The sequence below is a fragment of the Hymenobacter sp. HDW8 genome (assembly GCF_011305775.1).
Classification (GTDB): domain Bacteria; phylum Bacteroidota; class Bacteroidia; order Cytophagales; family Hymenobacteraceae; genus Hymenobacter; species Hymenobacter radiodurans.
Map to the genome: position 1 here is coordinate 268,464 of NZ_CP049907.1, position 16,010 is coordinate 284,473.

12 protein-coding genes are annotated in these 16,010 nt (G+C 56.3%); 6 read left to right on the forward strand and 6 right to left on the reverse strand.

Features of this window, described 5'->3' with window-relative positions:
• The first annotated feature begins 320 nt into the window (after window positions 1-320).
• Window positions 321-680, forward strand: a complete 360-nt coding sequence (locus tag G7064_RS01195) for a hypothetical protein (RefSeq protein ID WP_133272991.1) — start codon at window positions 321-323, stop codon at window positions 678-680.
• An 87-nt stretch (window positions 681-767) separates the two neighbouring features.
• On the opposite strand, the gene G7064_RS01200 is transcribed toward G7064_RS01195, so the two are convergent.
• The 6 genes from G7064_RS01200 to G7064_RS01225 all read right to left on the reverse strand — a co-directional run bounded on the left by G7064_RS01200 (window position 768) and on the right by G7064_RS01225 (window position 7,666).
• The gene (locus G7064_RS01200; RefSeq protein WP_133272990.1) at window positions 768-2,054 is read right to left on the reverse strand and encodes a citrate synthase; all 1,287 of its coding nucleotides are present in this window, start codon (window positions 2,052-2,054) and stop codon (window positions 768-770) included.
• Window positions 2,055-2,246: 192 nt separating this feature from the next.
• Window positions 2,247-3,635, reverse strand: coding sequence for a tRNA uridine-5-carboxymethylaminomethyl(34) synthesis GTPase MnmE (gene mnmE, locus G7064_RS01205; RefSeq protein WP_166072119.1), 1,389 nt, complete (start codon window positions 3,633-3,635; stop codon window positions 2,247-2,249).
• Between the two features lie 132 nt (window positions 3,636-3,767).
• Window positions 3,768-4,427, reverse strand: coding sequence for a metal-dependent transcriptional regulator (locus tag G7064_RS01210; RefSeq protein ID WP_133272989.1), 660 nt, complete (start codon window positions 4,425-4,427; stop codon window positions 3,768-3,770).
• 101 nt (window positions 4,428-4,528) lie between these two features.
• Window positions 4,529-5,539: a 3-oxoacyl-ACP synthase III family protein gene (locus G7064_RS01215; RefSeq protein ID WP_166072120.1), complete on the reverse strand. Its 1,011-nt coding sequence runs from the start codon at window positions 5,537-5,539 to the stop codon at window positions 4,529-4,531.
• A gap of 94 nt (window positions 5,540-5,633) precedes the next feature.
• On the reverse strand, window positions 5,634-6,797 hold the full coding sequence (locus G7064_RS01220; protein ID WP_166072121.1) for a glycosyltransferase: 1,164 nt from the start codon (window positions 6,795-6,797) through the stop codon (window positions 5,634-5,636).
• On the reverse strand, window positions 6,797-7,666 hold the full coding sequence (locus G7064_RS01225) for a glycerophosphodiester phosphodiesterase family protein (RefSeq protein WP_166072122.1): 870 nt from the start codon (window positions 7,664-7,666) through the stop codon (window positions 6,797-6,799). The genes G7064_RS01220 and G7064_RS01225 overlap by 1 nt, the downstream gene beginning before the upstream one ends.
• 269 nt (window positions 7,667-7,935) lie before the next feature.
• On the opposite strand from G7064_RS01225, the gene G7064_RS22055 reads away from it, so the two are divergent.
• The 5 genes from G7064_RS22055 (at window position 7,936) to G7064_RS01245 (ending at window position 15,947) form a co-directional block, all read left to right on the forward strand.
• Window positions 7,936-9,108, forward strand: coding sequence for a hypothetical protein (locus G7064_RS22055; protein ID WP_240935642.1), 1,173 nt, complete (start codon window positions 7,936-7,938; stop codon window positions 9,106-9,108).
• A gap of 17 nt (window positions 9,109-9,125) precedes the next feature.
• Entirely contained in the window at window positions 9,126-10,130 is a 1,005-nt protein-coding gene (locus G7064_RS01230; protein ID WP_240935643.1) for a sensor histidine kinase, read from the forward strand.
• A gap of 13 nt (window positions 10,131-10,143) precedes the next feature.
• Window positions 10,144-12,492, forward strand: coding sequence for an ATP-binding protein (locus tag G7064_RS01235; RefSeq protein ID WP_240935644.1), 2,349 nt, complete (start codon window positions 10,144-10,146; stop codon window positions 12,490-12,492).
• Between the two features lie 126 nt (window positions 12,493-12,618).
• Window positions 12,619-14,565 carry a PD40 domain-containing protein gene (locus G7064_RS01240; RefSeq protein ID WP_166072123.1) on the forward strand — a complete coding sequence of 649 codons (1,947 nt, stop codon included), beginning with the start codon at window positions 12,619-12,621 and terminating at the stop codon, window positions 14,563-14,565.
• Window positions 14,562-15,947, forward strand: a complete 1,386-nt coding sequence (locus G7064_RS01245; RefSeq protein WP_166072124.1) for a PDZ domain-containing protein — start codon at window positions 14,562-14,564, stop codon at window positions 15,945-15,947. Before G7064_RS01240 ends, G7064_RS01245 begins: the two co-directional genes overlap by 4 nt.
• Window positions 15,948-16,010: the final 63 nt, after the last annotated feature.

Sequence of the window (16,010 nt, forward strand, 5' to 3'; positions counted from 1 at the left end):
AGGTTTTAGACTATTCTTATTCCCTTAAAATAGCCTGATTATACCGGTCTATTTTAGGGTTTAAGTGGCATCTGTGAGCTTATCTACTACTTAAGCTAAGTGTGATGCTCACTCATTTAAAGATTTGTTTTTATAGTAAAATTTATATTTAAATTTATTAAATGGTAATTAATCAATAAAATGTGTTGATTTTTATCTAAATCAGTTTATATTTAGGTGTTCTAATTCTTGTCGGCGTGATATGCACTTAATAGCATTTCGGGCCATGGCAGAATAGTAGTAATCAACCGTTCTCTTTTCACTCCTAAATCCCTCCTTTTATGAAAAGAATCTATACTCTGGTTTGTGTCATGATCAGCTTAGCTTCCGCGCTGTCCGTTACCGCGCTAGCTGACAATGGAACGTCACTGAATGCCCGTGCTACGCAACTTACCCGTCAGATGGCGCAGAAGGTTCGCCTCGACGAAGGTCAGTATGTGAAGATCAAACGTTTGAATCTGCAGATGCTCGCCGAAATGGAAGAGGCCAAGACTCGCCTATCGTCTGATCCTGCTGCTCTTGACCAGTATTTGGCGGAGGTACAGTCGCACTATGAGTGGGATCTGGCTGCCATCCTATGGCCAAAGCAAATGGTAGCTTACAATCAGTCGAAAGCCACAATGACGGCTGTGAAGAATTAAAGCTACCAACTATTCTTACCAAGCAACCACAAAAAAGCCCCCCAGATAGGTCTGGGGGCTTTTTTGTGGCTAGTGAACTCGAATCAGTTAGCGTTGCTCAATGCCGACATAATCGCGCTCCAACTCGCCGGTATAAATCTGGCGGGGACGACCAATAGGCTCCTTGTTCTCACGCATCTCTTTCCACTGAGCAATCCAGCCGGGCAGGCGACCCATTGCGAAGAGCACTGTAAACATCTCCGTGGGAATACCGATAGCGCGATATATAATACCGGAATAAAAGTCAACGTTCGGATACAGCTTGCGCTCCACGAAGTACGGATCGGTGAGGGCTGCTTGCTCCAACTCCTGAGCAATCTTGAGCAGTGGATCATCAATACCAAGTGCCTTGAGTACGTCATCGGCAGCCTTCTTGATGATTTTAGCGCGTGGGTCGAAATTCTTGTACACGCGGTGGCCAAAACCCATCAGGCGGAAAGAGTCGTTCTTGTCCTTGGCTTTATCCACCCACTTCTGGGTGTTGCCGCCGTCCTGCTGAATGGCCTCCAGCATTTCCATCACCTCTTGGTTGGCTCCGCCGTGCAGTGGGCCCCATAGAGCGTTCACACCGGCCGAAACCGAACCATACAAGCTAGCATTAGCCGAGCCTACCAAACGTACCGTAGAGGTAGAGCAGTTCTGCTCGTGGTCGGCGTGCAGGATCAGCAGTTTATTCAGAGCGCTTACAACCACTGGATTGATCTCATACTTCTCCGTTGGGAAGGCGAACATCATGTATAGGAAGTTCGAGCAATAGTCGAGGTCGTTGCGAGGATAGTTGAGCGGATGACCCACCGAGTTCTTATACGACCAAGCCGCAATCGTCGAGATTTTAGCAATCAGACGAATGATATTCAGATTAGTCTCCTCTGGGCTCTGATTGGGGTCGAGGCTTTTGGGGTAAAAAGCAGTCAGTGAGCAAATCAGGCTGGACAGAATGCCCATGGGGTGGGCTGCCGATGGGAAACCGTCGAATATCTTGCGCACATCTTCGTGCACCAGCGTGTGGGTCGTGATTTGGTGGGCAAAGTTGTCTAGCTCCGTTTGGGTAGGCAAAGAGCCGTAGATCAGCAAATACGCTACTTCCAGGAAATTCGACCGCTCGGCGAGCTGCTCAATAGGATAGCCGCGGTAGCGCAGGATACCTTCTTCGCCATCGAGGAAGGTAATGGCGCTCTTGGTGGCGCCGGTGTTCTTGTAGCCTGAATCGAGGGTTACGTAACCCGTCTGATCACGCAGCTTGCCAATATCAAATGCTTTTTCGTTCTCGGTGCCTTCAATGACGGGTAAGGAAATGGATTTACCGTCGAGGATAAGTTCAGCAGACTCTGCCATAAGCGTGGGTTAGAGGGTGGTTGCGGGGCGAAACTAAAGAATAACTAGCAAGCCAGAAAGGATAATCGATGTTTGAACACTATACTACAACTTGGCGACTTATGTTGTTCAGGTGAAAACGGGGAATTTGCCCCCCAGACGCGGTTTTATTCAATTTAGCGCTTCGAAACCAAAAAGCGCGGGAATAAGCCACTACTTGCCGATACAGAACTGGGTGAAAATGCTGGTCAATAAATCATCGGAGGATATTTCTCCGGTAATCTCACCCAGCGCCGCCAAGGCCTGACGTAGATCAGCAGCCACTAACTCAGTACCTGCGGCGGTAGCCAGCCCTACCAACACGGCGTCTAACGCGGTATTGGTTTTTTCAAGGCTGCGGGCATGGCGCAAATTGGTGACAATAGTCGAGGCATCTGTTTGATCGAGACCAGTGCCGCGGGCCCGAGCCAACAAATCAGCGCGTAGCTCCTCAAGACCTTCGCCCGTGTTAGCCGCAATCAGAACGGTATTGGGCTGATTGCGGAAGGCCTGTAACTGAGCCGCAGAAGCAACGTCGCGTTTATTGCCAACCGCCAGCATCGGAATTTGCCCCCCAGGATTCAATGCTTCAATCTCTGCTTGAACTTCACTAGGAATACTAGTCGTCAAATCAAATAGATAAATTAGAAGAGCCGCCTGTCGTACACGCTGGCGAGTACGCTCTACTCCGATAGATTCGACTTCATCGGTGGTCTCACGCAGGCCGGCCGTATCGACAAACCGGAAGCGAATTCCCTCAATGCTGACCTCATCCTCAATGAGGTCGCGGGTGGTGCCAGCTACCGCCGATACGATGGCCCGCTCTTCATTCAGCAAGGCATTCAGCAGAGTCGATTTACCCGCATTAGGCCGTCCGGCAATGACGGTGATAACGCCGTTTTTGATAACGTTGCCTAACTCAAATGAACGGAGAAGGCGGCGAACCAATGCCTGTACTTCTTGTAGCAGAACTACCAAACCGTTTCGATCGGCAAATTCTACATCTTCTTCACCGAAGTCCAACTCCAGTTCTAGCAGGGCAGCAAACTGCACTAGGCGGGCGCGCAAGTCGCGCAGCTCCCGCGAAAAGCCACCCCGCATCTGCTGCATGGCTACCTGGTGCGATAAGGCCGAATCGGCGGCAATAAGGTCCGCGACGGCCTCAGCTTGGGCTAGGTCGAAGGCGCCGTGCAGAAAGGCCCGCTTGGTGAACTCGCCCGCCTCGGCTAAGCGGGCACCGCGCCGCGTAAAGGCGGTCAGCACCTGCTGCACAATGTAGTCGGAGCCGTGGCAGCTTATCTCTACGACGTCTTCGCGGGTGTAGGAATTTGGCCCCCGAAACAAGGAAACGACTACCTCGTCAAGAATGCGACCATCCGCTTCGCGCAAGGTGCCGTAGTGCAAGGTGTGACTGGGCTGCTCAGCGAGATTTTTGCCGCGAAATAAGCCGTTGGTGAGAGAGAATGCCTCTGGCCCGGAGAGGCGAATGACTGCAATTGCCCCGGCGCCCGGCGGCGTAGACAAGGCAATAATAGTATCGGAAAGGGAAGGGGGAAGCAGCATAAATAGGAGTACTGGGGGCAAATTTTAGCGCTGCTTTCCGCAGGCTGATGCCAGATAGTTCAGGCCGCGTCACTGGTGACTAGGGGCGTTTCTGCTAACACACAAGTGGCTGCACGAAGTGCCAGTACTGGCTTAGTCAGCTACAAATAAATTGCAGCTTATCTCATTAGAGATCAGTGTAACCTTATTGCTGTTTATTCTGATTTCTAATGAATTATCGAATGCTACTTTATCCAATACTTCAATTCTAGCACCCAGACTTAACCCAGCTTTGTCGAGGTATTGGAGGAAGGGGACAGAGGTGTTTTTAACAGCCATTACAGTCCCTTCTTCACCAGGTTGGAGGTCTGAAACCAGCCGATGCTGCGGCCGAACTATCGCACCGTCTTCGGCCGGGATAGGGTCACCGTGCGGATCCAATTGGGGAAAGCCCAGAAACTCATCAAGGCGACGGATGAGGAGCGGAGACTGCAAGTGCTCCATTTCCTCAGCAACGTCGTGCACCTCGTCCCAATTGAAGCCTAGCTTATTCACCAGGAAAACCTCCCAAAGTCGGTGCTTGCGAATGGTGAGCAGGGCTACGCGCCGCCCGTCGTGGGTAAGCGACACGCCACGGTACCGCTCGTAGTGCAACAGTCCTTTTTCGCCGAGGCGGCGCAGCATATCAGTCACCGAGGCGGGGCGAGTTTGGAGCACTTCGGCAATGCGGTTAGTGCTCACCTCCACGCCGGGCTGCGCTTCCCACAGCTTATAAATGGCCTTCAAATAATTTTCCTCGGTGTGACTGGGCACTTTGGTCGATTGAAGAATGAAAGGTTTAACTCAATATTAAATGAGCTACGAACCAGGAAACGGGAAATGGTTACTTCCCACTTCCTGGTTCGTAGCTCAGCTTACCAGCGAATTAGGGCAGAGGCCCAGGTGAAGCCGCTTCCGAAAGCAGCCAGGCACACCAGGTCACCGCGTTTGATTTTGCCTTCGCCCACGGCTTCGCTCAAAGCTATAGGCACAGAAGCGGCGGTAGTGTTGCCGTAGCGCTGAATATTGCTGTATACTTTATCGTCGGGCAGTTGCATTTTCTGCTGCACAAACTGCGTGATGCGCAAGTTGGCTTGGTGCGGAATCAGCATGTCGATGTCCTGGGGCTGTAAGCCATTCTGCGCCAACGCTTCGTTGATGACCTGGGGGAAACGGACCACAGCGTGCTTAAACACGTTGGTGCCGTTCATGTAAGGATACATCTCCTCTTGGTTTTCCATGGCTACCCGAACGCGGTCTTCGCGGTTCGAGCCGGGCTCTTTCACAATGAGCTCCTCCGCAAATTCGCCTTGGGCATGCAAGTGGGTGCTCAGAATGCCATGGCCTTCCCGTGTGCAAGGGCGCAGCACTACCGCACCAGCGCCATCGCCGAAAATGACGGATACGGCGCGACCCCGAGTGCTTTTATCCAGACCGGAGGAGTGAATCTCGGAACCCACCACGAGCACGGTATCATACATGCCGGTGCGAATAAACTGGTCGCCTACTGAAAGCGCATACACGAAGCCGGAGCACTGATTGCGCACGTCGAGCGCCGGAATGTTATCCTTAATACCCAATTCGCGCTGCAAAAGCACGCCGGAACCAGGGAAGATATAATCGGGGGAGAGCGTGGCGAAAATGATGAGTTGCACGTCGTCGGGCTGCAGGCCAGCTTGCTCCAAAGCGCGGCGAGAGGCCTGCGCGCCCATGTTGGCGGTAGTATCTTTGCCTTCCTCGAACCAACGGCGCTCCTTGATACCCGTGCGCTCTTGAATCCAGGCGTCGGTGGTTTCCATGAGTTGTTCGAGTTCAGCGTTCATTACCACACGGTCGGGTACGTAGTGGCCGACGCCGGCAATTTCGGTTTGGCGGAGGGTGCTCATAGGAAGGGGGATTTTGGGCGAAGAACGGAGAAAAAGGGGCCGAAGTTAAAAAAAATAGGTCCCGGTTTCCTAAACGGGGCGCAAAGGTCAGCAGTTACCAAATAGAATCGATCACCTGATTTAGTTTTTGGGCTTCGGTGTCCCAAAATACTTCCGTCGGAATGCCATTCGGATAAAACCGGTGGCCGGCCATCGTATGAATGGTATCTGTCACGGTTGAGGCAGTAAGTTTAGAAAAGTCAATTACCGCACCGGCTTGGTGCTGATTAACCAGCTCTGCCCAAAGTGGATTAGGCGGAATCAGCACCGGAAGGCCATGAGCCAGATACTCAAAAAGCTTTGTCGGGCGGCAACGCCAGGTGCTGGCATGGGGGCGGTAGGGCAGCAGCCCAAGGTGGCTTTGGCGAATGGCATCCACAATTTGCTCGTGGGGCACCAGCGTATCGCCGCCAATCAACACGACGCCGTCGCCGCTGGCAGCAATAGCCTCCTGTAGGCGCTGAAGTAATTCCGGCTGCTGACAAAATCCGATAATCGTTAGCCGGGTTTGGGGCCAGATGATCCGCAGCTGGCGAGCCAGCTCTAAGGCGTCAATCACGCCATTCAGCTCCGAAATGGTGCCTGAGTAAAGCAGTCGTAGCTCTTGGCCAGGCTGGGGCAGAGGCTGGGGGGCAAATTTGGACGCTTCGGCTTGGGCAGGCTGATATTTGTTTTCCAGAATAACGGTGTGGTTCGACTGGGCAAAAGGCAGCTCATTAGCATAACTGCGCTCGGCCAGCACAACAGCGGAAGCCCGCTGCGCCGCCCAGGTTTCTATCTGCCGCACGAGGCCAGCCAGCGAATCGCGAACCCAGGCTGGATACACGGCCTGCGTTTGGATATTGAGCGCGTAGTTCTCACGCACATCATAGATAAAAAGCCCCCCAGGCGTCAGCTTTTGCCACAGCAACGTAAGCGGCAGCAGTTCGGGGGCGTGCACGAAAACAAGGTTGGGGCGGAGGCGACGCAGGAGCTGCCAGTAACGCCATTGAGCTAGTAACCGTTGCCAGCTCAGGCGCGAACCAGCCAGCAATTCATGAGTGTGGAGGTTGTGGGGGGCTTTTTTGGGAGCAGTTGCCCGCCGGCCCGCTACGTGCACCACTACGCCGGGGTGGGCGAGCAGGGTGCGGGCAAATTTGCCCAGCATTCGGGTGTCATTCAGCGGCTTAAGCACGGAGGCCAGCAGCACCACTCGGCCGCTTGAGATTGATGTGGGCATCAACGCAGCGCCTGGGCGACTTCGAGGGGGCGGTCGGTGGCCAGAATATCGGCCCCGTTCTGTACGAAGGTGCGATACTGTTGGTCGCCGCGGACTTCGGCCTGTTTATCGAGGTTGCCCAAAACGCCCAGGATGCAGGCAATTCCTTTGGTATGCAAAAACTGATACAGCGCCGGATCGGGCTCGGCGGTTCCCACGAAGGCTATCATGTTCTGGTCGGGCACACCGGCCGCGCGTAGTCGCTCGTAGTCTTCCTGACCGCCAATGGACACCGAAATCATCAGTTGAGGATCCAGCCGATACACAGTAGCCGCATCAGGCGCATTGTAGGTAATAACGGCGGCATAGCTGGCCGCGTTGGTCCGATGAATCATGTCTACCACCTTCGTAAAGGGCACCCCACGCTTCACATCCAGGGTAAACAAGCATTTGTCTTTGCCCCAGCGCAAGGCTTGCTCGAGGGTCGGAATGCGGAAATTTGTGGCGGTGCCGAAGTTGTCCTCCAGGCGATATTCCTGGCATTCAGCCCACGTTTTATTGATAAGGGGGCCGGTGCCGTTGGTCGTGCGGTCTAGCGTTTTGTCGTGCAAAAGCACCAGCACACTGTCGCGGGTGAGGTCGATGTCGCACTCAATAATCATGGGCGTCTGACCAACCAGGTAAGCAAAGGACTCCACCGCATTTTCGGGGTAGCCGGGGTAGTTGCCGCCACCTCGGTGAGCACTCACGCGGGCCGGTAGGCCTGGGCGATACCGGAATACCTGCGGCGTCTCGACTACGGATAGGCGGCCGGCGAAGGTGTCGGCTTTGGGCTGGCAACCAGTCAGGAGAGCCGATAGACCGAAAACAAACAGGCTGATTTTTTTCATGATCAATAAGGGATGCAATTTTGTAAGCGGCCAAAGGGGAGCCTGCCTAGCTACTAAACGCGCGCCCAAATATGGAGATTGTGTACCGCTTTGCCCGCTTTTAGCCCGCTTATACATTTATTCTTGGCCAACATTCGAGGGCTTTAAATAGGTGTTTATTCTACTGATTAGCAGTAAGTAAATGCTTAGCTTGCTCCCTTAAAGCCCAACTATAACTTGGATTAATTCCAGCCACGAGAAGTAGTTCGCTGCGTGGTTTTTCCTCTACTATGCGATTTCTTCTCTTGCTGGTGGCCTGCGGGCTGCTGTTCTTGTCTGCCGCAGCCGCCCCGCTGCCCGCCGACACTGCCGTGCTACGCGTAAACAGCTTGTCTCCAAAGGGCTCCCAAAGCGGCTTGCTCCTCGAAAATGGCTGGCGCTACCAGGTGGGTGACAACTCGCAGTGGGCGCGACCCGATTTTGATGACAGCGCCTGGGACACCATCAACCCCGCCCGGCCGAGGCAAGAATTGCCCCCCCGCCTACGTACCGACATCAGCTGGCTGCGCCTGCGCTTTCGCCTCGCCGACAGCCTACGCCAACGGGCGATAATGCTCCAAGTAGCTGGGTACGGGGCCTGGGAAATTTATCTCAACGGGCGGCTACTACAACGCCACGGTAGGGTTCAGGCCAACCCCACCTACGTTCCCGACTCCGACAAACTCCCGCCGGTGGTCGTACCGCGTGGTGGCCCCGCCGAGCAGGTGCTGGCTATCCGCTTCGCGCCCTGGCATTCGCCATTGCTGCGGCTGGCTGGTGGGAAGCAATTGCTGAACGTGTACCTGCGCAGCGAAGCCCAGGTGCAGCAGCGGGTGGACGCACGGGTGAAGGTTGTATTAAGGGAAAGTATGATGGGCGGGATATTTGGCTTACTCACGCTGCTGCACCTGGTCTTTTTTCGCTACTACCCGGCCCAGCGGGCCAACCTGTACTTTGCTTTCTTCACCGGCACATTTGCGTTAGGCTTTCTGGCCGCCTTTAGTCAGTGGGCACTGGCCTTCTCGACCCCAGCGCCGCGGCTGCTCCTGGGGTGGATTAGGAATCCCCTAATCCTGAGCGCGTACCCGTGGGTCGTGCGGGCGGTTTATGCTTTGTTCGGCTTCCGGCCCGGCTGGGTATATCGGGGGTTGTGGGCGCTCTTTGGGGTAGTATTACTTTCTATATATGGAGGTAGCTACTTTGGATTTGCCACACTACCCCTCATGGTCATAAGTGTTGTCGAGCTGCTGCGCCTGACCGGGCGGGCCCTGCGCCAGCAGCACCGCGGGGCCTGGATAATCGGGGCTGGGTTTGCCGTGATGCTCTTGATATTCGTGCTCATATTGGGGCTCGTGGTGGTCAGCGCCCTACTGAATGTTCCCGATCCCACACCCCTAGTATTTCGGAGTGGTTGGGGGGATTAGTGGTATTGCTGATATTCTTGTCCCCGGCGCTAGGCATTTCGCTGTACCTGGCCCGCGAGTTTGCCCTGGATAGTCAGCTGTTGCAAGTCAAGCTAAGCGAAGTCGAGCACCTCTCAGCCCAAACTCTGGCCCAGGAGCAGGAAAAGCAAGCCCTGCTAGCTGCCCAGAACGAGACCTTGGAACAGCAGGTCCAGCAGCGCACCGAGCAGCTACAACGCTCCCTGACGGACTTGCGCGCCACGCAGGCTCAACTCATTCAGAAGGAGAAGATGGCCAGCCTGGGCGAACTGACGGCTGGTATAGCGCACGAGATTCAGAACCCTCTGAACTTCGTGACCAACTTCTCGGACCTGAGCAGCGAACTGGTAGCGGAGCTGCGCGAGGAGCAGGCCAAAGGCGTAACTGCGGATGCGGCCTTACAGCAGGAGCTATTCGAGGACTTGACCCAGAACCTGGATAAGATCGGCCACCACGGGCGGCGCGCGGCGGGCATCGTCAAGGGCATGCTTGAACACAGCCAAACCAGCGCCGGTGAGCGTCGGCCTACCAACCTGAACGGCTTAACGGAGGAGTATCTGCGCCTGGCTTACCAGGGGCTGCGGGCCAAAGACAAAGCCTTCAACGTAGAGTTGACTACGGACTTCGCACCCGAGCTAACGCCCGTAACCATGGTGGGCCCGGATGTGGGCCGGGTGTTGCTCAACCTATTTACTAATGCCTTCTATGCCGTGCGCGAGCGTCAGCAGGTGGGCGAGGCCGGCTACCAGCCCACGGTGCGGGTCTCAACTCAGCGAGTGGAGGAGCAGGTGCATATTCGGGTGCAAGACAATGGCACGGGCATGAGCCCAGCGGTGCGCGAGAAAATCTTCCAGCCCTTCTTTACCACAAAGCCCCCCGGCGAAGGCACGGGCTTGGGTCTCTCGCTCAGCTACGATATTATTGCTCAGGGACATGGCGGTACGCTCAGCGTCGAAAGTAAGCAGGGTGGAGGCTCGACGTTTACTATTATCCTGCCCGCTTAGTTCTTTAGTATCTATGTCAACTTCTCCGCTACCTCTGCTGAAACAGGCCGTTGGGCTTTTGAGCCTGCTGCTAACGTTTCTACTCCTATCCAGCGGTCCGCTAGCGGCCCAAACCTTTTCGCGCCGCTACTGGGAAGCTAACGCCGATTCTCTACGGCAGGTGCTCGCCACCCAACACGCCGACACGGCTCGCTTGCGTATCTTGATGCACCTGTACGACCTAGGAAACTCTACCTCGGCCGAGTACATGCAGCTAAGTCAGGAATTGGTGCAGCTCACGCGCCGGCTCCAGCGCCCCGATGCCGGTGCTTATCGGCTGTCCTATGCTTGGTTAACCTTATCCGAGTCCAAAGCACCGCCGGCCCAACAACTCGACTCGGCCCGGGTAACCCTCGCTGCGTTTGACCAGGTGGGACGGCCCGTGCCTGGAGTGCTATTTGGGATAACTCAGCTGATGAGGACACTCCAGCCACCGGAGGCGTTGTTAGCCTTCGTTCAAGCCCAGGCGGCGTTCTACCAACGGCGTGGCGCGCGGGAGAACCTGTACATGTGCTATCGTATCCTGGGGGGGCATTATGTGCGCCAGGGAGATTATAACCAAAGCATCAGCTACCTGCTGCGCGGCGCCGACTTGGCTGGCACCTTCAGCCGCTATCAGCAGGCAAACGAGCTAAAAGTTGCGGGCAGCACATACGCGGACTGGGGCAACCCAACTAAGGCCCTGCACTTCTTGCGTCAGTCTCTGGCCGTGAGCGCGGCCGTGCCCCGGCGCAACGGGTACGACAGGGCAAACTACACCTACCGCGGCATGGCCCAGGCCTACCGCCAGTTGCACAAATACCCCGCCGCCCTGCGCTATGCCAGCCTGGCTCTAATAGGCACCCCCACCGACACGACTCGCAGCTACGCCGCCAGCCGGCCAGCGGATTACGCCCACTCCTTGGCGCTTAAAGGTGCGCTATTGCTCGACCTTGGCCGTCTGGGTGAAGCCCGGCCGCTACTAGCGCGGTCGCAGCAGCTGGCCGATTCGCTCCAGTTGGCCCTCTACAACACCGTAGGCGGCAACCTAGAGCTGGATGCCAGTTGGGCGCGCTACTATGCCATTCGGGGCGAGCCGGCGCGGGCCGAAACCTACTGGCGCACGGCCTATCGGAAAGCCCGGCAGGTTAAGCGCGTACCCTTGCAGCTGGCTTATCTGCGCGGGCTGGCTGACTTCTACGCCCGGCAAGGGCAGGCCGCGCCGGCTGGCCGCTACGCCCAGGCCGCGCTGGCCTTAACAGATTCGCTCGAGGCCAAGGCCGGAGCCTTTCGCGTAGCTCAGTACGAGTTTGAGCGGGCCGACCGCGCCCAACAGGCGCGCATCACCCGCCTGCGCCAAGCCCAACAACAGGACGCGGCCCGGGCACGACGTCAGCGCCAGGTGTTGTGGGCCGTGCTGGGTGGCGCCGCGTTGCTGGTAGGCTTAGCCGGAGTACTCTACTACGCCTTCCGTCGCTCCGAGCGGCTCAAGCGGCTGGTCACCGAGCAGAAGCAGGATTTGCAAAGCCAACGCGACCAGCTCGACACCTCCTTGACAGAGCTGCGCACGACCCAGGCCCAGTTAATTCAGAAAGAAAAGATGGCCAGTTTGGGAGAGTTGACAGCCGGTATCGCCCATGAGATTCAGAACCCGTTGAACTTCGTCACCAACTTCTCGGACGTGAGCGTGGAGTTGATGCTGGAGCTGCAAGAAGCTCAAAAGGCGGGAGATGGAGAGGAGGTGAGTGCTCTGGCCGGCGACGTAACCGAGAATCTGACCAAAATTCGCCAGCACGGGCGGCGCGCCTCGAGCATTATCCGCGGCATGCTCGAGCACGCCCGTCCCAGCACCGGCGAGCGAACCCCAACCAACGTCAATTCTTTGTGCGAAGAGTACCTGCGCTTGGCCTATCAGGGGCAGCGCACGAAAACACCGTTGTTTGAGGCCGAACTAATCACTGATTTTGCCCCCCAGCTACCACTGGTAAACCTTGTAGCCGCCGACTTTGGGCGCGTGCTCCTGAACCTTTACAGTAATGCCTTCTACGCTCTACATGCGAGGCAGCAGGAGGGCAAGCAAGACTTTACGCCGACGATCCGGGTGAGTATAAAGCACGTGGGGAAACATGTGGAAATTTGGGTAGAAGACAACGGCTCCGGTATGCCCGAGAATGTGCAGGCCAAAATCTTCCAGCCCTTTTTCACTACTAAACCTACGGGGGAGGGCACGGGCTTGGGGCTTTCGCTCTCCTATGACATTATTGCCCAGGGTCATGGTGGTACGCTCAGCGTCGACAGCCAAGAAGGCCACGGCACAACATTAATTATCACCCTGCCCATTTAGCTTGTGCCCAGAACTAAGTGTGCAGGGCCTGCAGCTGCTATTTTCACTACTGATACATCTGCCAACCTGCTATATTAAAGGCTCTGATATAGTTTCTCACCTCGCCAAGTTCCTGAACACTACTCTATGCCAAAACCCTACAAACTGTTGTCTGTAGCAGTGCTGCTCAGCGGTGCTGCGCAGGCTCAAACTTCCCCGGCCGAAACGCTATTGTTGCGCGAACCTGCGCTAAGTCGTGATAAGCTAGCCTTCAGTTACGCCGGTGATATCTGGACGGCGAACCGCGATGGGAGCAACCCGCAGCGGCTAACGGTGGGACCGGGCGTGGAAACTAGTCCGCGCTTCTCGCCCGACGGCCAGTGGATTGCCTACACCGGCGACTATGACCGCAACTCTGATATCTATGTAGTGGCGATCAATGGGGGGCAGCCTCGGCGGCTTACCTGGCACCCTTCGGCCGAAGTGGTGCGCGACTGGACGCCCGATGGTAAGAATATCTTGTTCAGCAGCTCGCAGGAGGCCTATGCACGGCCATTACAGCTGTTTACGGTGCCGGTGGCAGGTGGATTGCCTACTCGCTTGCCGTTGCTCATGGGCGAAAAGGGCAGCTATTCGGCTGATGGCCAACGGTTGGCCTATACCCATATTATGGATGCAACCGCTACCTGGAAGCACTACCGGGGCGGCCGCACGGGTCCTATCTGGCTCACGGACCTGAAAACGCTGGCCACGGAGGAAGTGCCACACGAAAATGCCACCGATACCAGTCCGCTCTGGCTGGGGGGCAAAGTTTACTTTCTCAGTGACCGGCAGCACACCAACAACGTATTTGTGTATGATGTGGCCGCGAAAAAAGTAGAGCAGCTTACCCGCCACACCGATTATGATGTGAAGTCGCTGGGTGGCTATGGCTCAGAGCTCGTGTATGAGCAGGCCGGCCGATTGTACCTGCTCAATACCGCTTCGGGCGAAGCTAAAAGTATCAAAATCAGTATTTCACCCGAGGTATTAGCCTTGCGGCCTCAATACCGCAACGTGGCATCGATGGTGCGCTCGGCCGCCATTTCTCCTACCGGTATGCGGGCCGTGGTAGAGGCGCGCGGCGACATTTTTACGGTGCCCGCCAAGAAAGGAGAAAGTCGTAACCTGACCCACTCGGATGGTGCGCACGAGCGCTACCCCGCTTGGTCGCCGGACGGGACGCAGATTGCTTATGTGTCGGATGCTTCGGGCGAGTACGAGTTGCAGGTGCATGATCAGCGCGGCATCAAGCCGGCGCAGTCCTACTCGCTGGGTCCGCCTTCGTTCTACTATCATCCGCTTTGGTCGCCCGACAGCAAGAAGATTGCTTATACCGACAAAAAGCTGAACTTATGGTATTTAGACTTAGATAAGAAAAAGCCGGTGCGGGTGGCCGCCGATGCGTATGGTCCACTGCTGGACGAGTCGGTGATGGCACCAGCCTGGTCGCCGGATGCGCAGTGGCTAGCGTACTCTGTCCAGATGCCGAACCACTTGCGGACTGTGTATGTGTACCACCTGCCCACGGGTCGGCGCTTCCCCATTAGTGACGGCCGCAGCGATGCTACCTCGCCCGCGTTTAGCCGGAACGGCAAATACCTCTTCTTCACGGCTAGCACCGATGTAGGCTTGCGCACCACCTGGCTCGATATGAGCTCTTACGACCGCGTCAGCAAGCGCACCTTGTACGTGGCCGTGCTCAATAAGAAAGACGACTCGCCTTTTGCCCCCCAGAGCGACGAAGAAAAGGAGGCGATGAACAAACCCGACTCGGTAGCAGTGGGAAAGCCCACCGGCAACCGCGCCGCCCCAAAAGTAGCCGTGAAGGATTTGCGCGGCAAGAAGCCTGATGCTGTGAAGGTTGTAATCGACACGGCGGGGCTGAGCCAGCGTGTGCTGGTGGTGCCCGGCTCGGCAGTAGGCGAACTGAGCAACGTGCAGGTTGCCGACGCCGACAAACTCTTTTATCTGGAAGAAATGCCCCCAGCGCCGCCGCTGGGCCCTCGACTACTGCTCCGGAGCCAACCCAGCGCCTACACCGCTTCGATTTGAAGGACCGCAAAGATGAGGTGTATCTTAGCGACCTGAAAGGCTACGCCCTGAGCGCCGACGGCAAAAAGATCCTCTACCTGGGGCCCAAGGATAGCTATGGCATTGTGGAAGCGGCTGGCAAGCCCGCGGCTGGAGATGGCAAACTCACGCTCACTGCCTTGGATGCGTACATCGACCCGCGCCACGAATGGCAGCAGATGTTTAATGAAGTGTGGCGCCTGGAGCGCGACTATTTTTATGACCCCAAGATGCACGGTCTGGACTGGGCCGCGACTAAGAAGAAGTACGCTGTTTTCTTGCCCCACGTAGCACACCGCGCCGACCTCAACTACCTGTTTGCCGAGATGATGGGCGAAATGGTAGTCGGCCACAACTACGTAAACGGCGGCGACCTCCCTGCTCTGACTGCCAGCCCCGTGGGTTTGCTCGGGGCCGACTACGAAGTAGTAGATGACCACTACCGTTTCAAAAAAGTGTTTAACGGCGAAAGCTTCAATCCGGGGCTACGCGCTCCCCTCACGGGGCCGGGAGTAAGTGTGGCGGCTGGCGACTATCTGCTGGCGGTCAACAATCGGCCTCTGAAGGGCACAGATAACGTGTACAGCTTTTTTGAAAACACGGTGGGCAAGCAGATTACCCTCACGGTAAATGATAAGCCTACGCTACGCGGTGCGCGCGAAGTAACGGTGGTGCCCGTGGCCAGCGAAGCCACCCTGCGCCGCATTGCCTGGGTGGAAGGCAATCGGCGCAAAGTAGACGAGCTGACGGGCGGGCGTGTGGCTTATGTGTACTTGCCCAACACCAGCTCTGAGGGTTACGAGTTTTTCAACCGTTACTACTTCAGCCAGTTAGATAAAGAGGCGGTGATTATAGATGAACGCTTTAATGGCGGGGGCTTTGTGGCCGACTATATTCTTGACTTGCTCAATCGTCCGCTGCTTAGCTACTGGGCTCCGCGGGAGGGAAAAGCGTTTACCTCGCCCGGCGCGTCCATTTATGGGCCTAAAGTGATGCTGGTGAACGAGTTTGCGGGCTCGGGCGGTGACGCCCTGCCCGCGTTTTTTCGGCGCCGCTCGCTCGGTACTATTGTGGGCAAGCGTACTTGGGGCGGCTTAGTGGGCATTTCGGGCTACCCCGTGCTGATGGACGGCGGCACGGTAACTTCGCCCAGCTTTGCCATCTACAGCCCCGAGGGGAAATGGGAAATTGAAAACGAAGGCGTAGCGCCTGATATTGAAGTGGATATACTTCCCAACGCGACTCAAAACGGTGCCGACCCGCAGCTTGGTAAGGCCGTGGAGGTGATCATGGCAGATTTGAAAAAACAGACTTTCAAGGCCGTGCCCATTCCAACGCAATACCCCGAACGTGGGAAAGAGTAATGAACGAGTCACGTAGGGCGGGGGCAAATTTTGCCCCCCGCCCTACGTGCAAACTCACTGGTG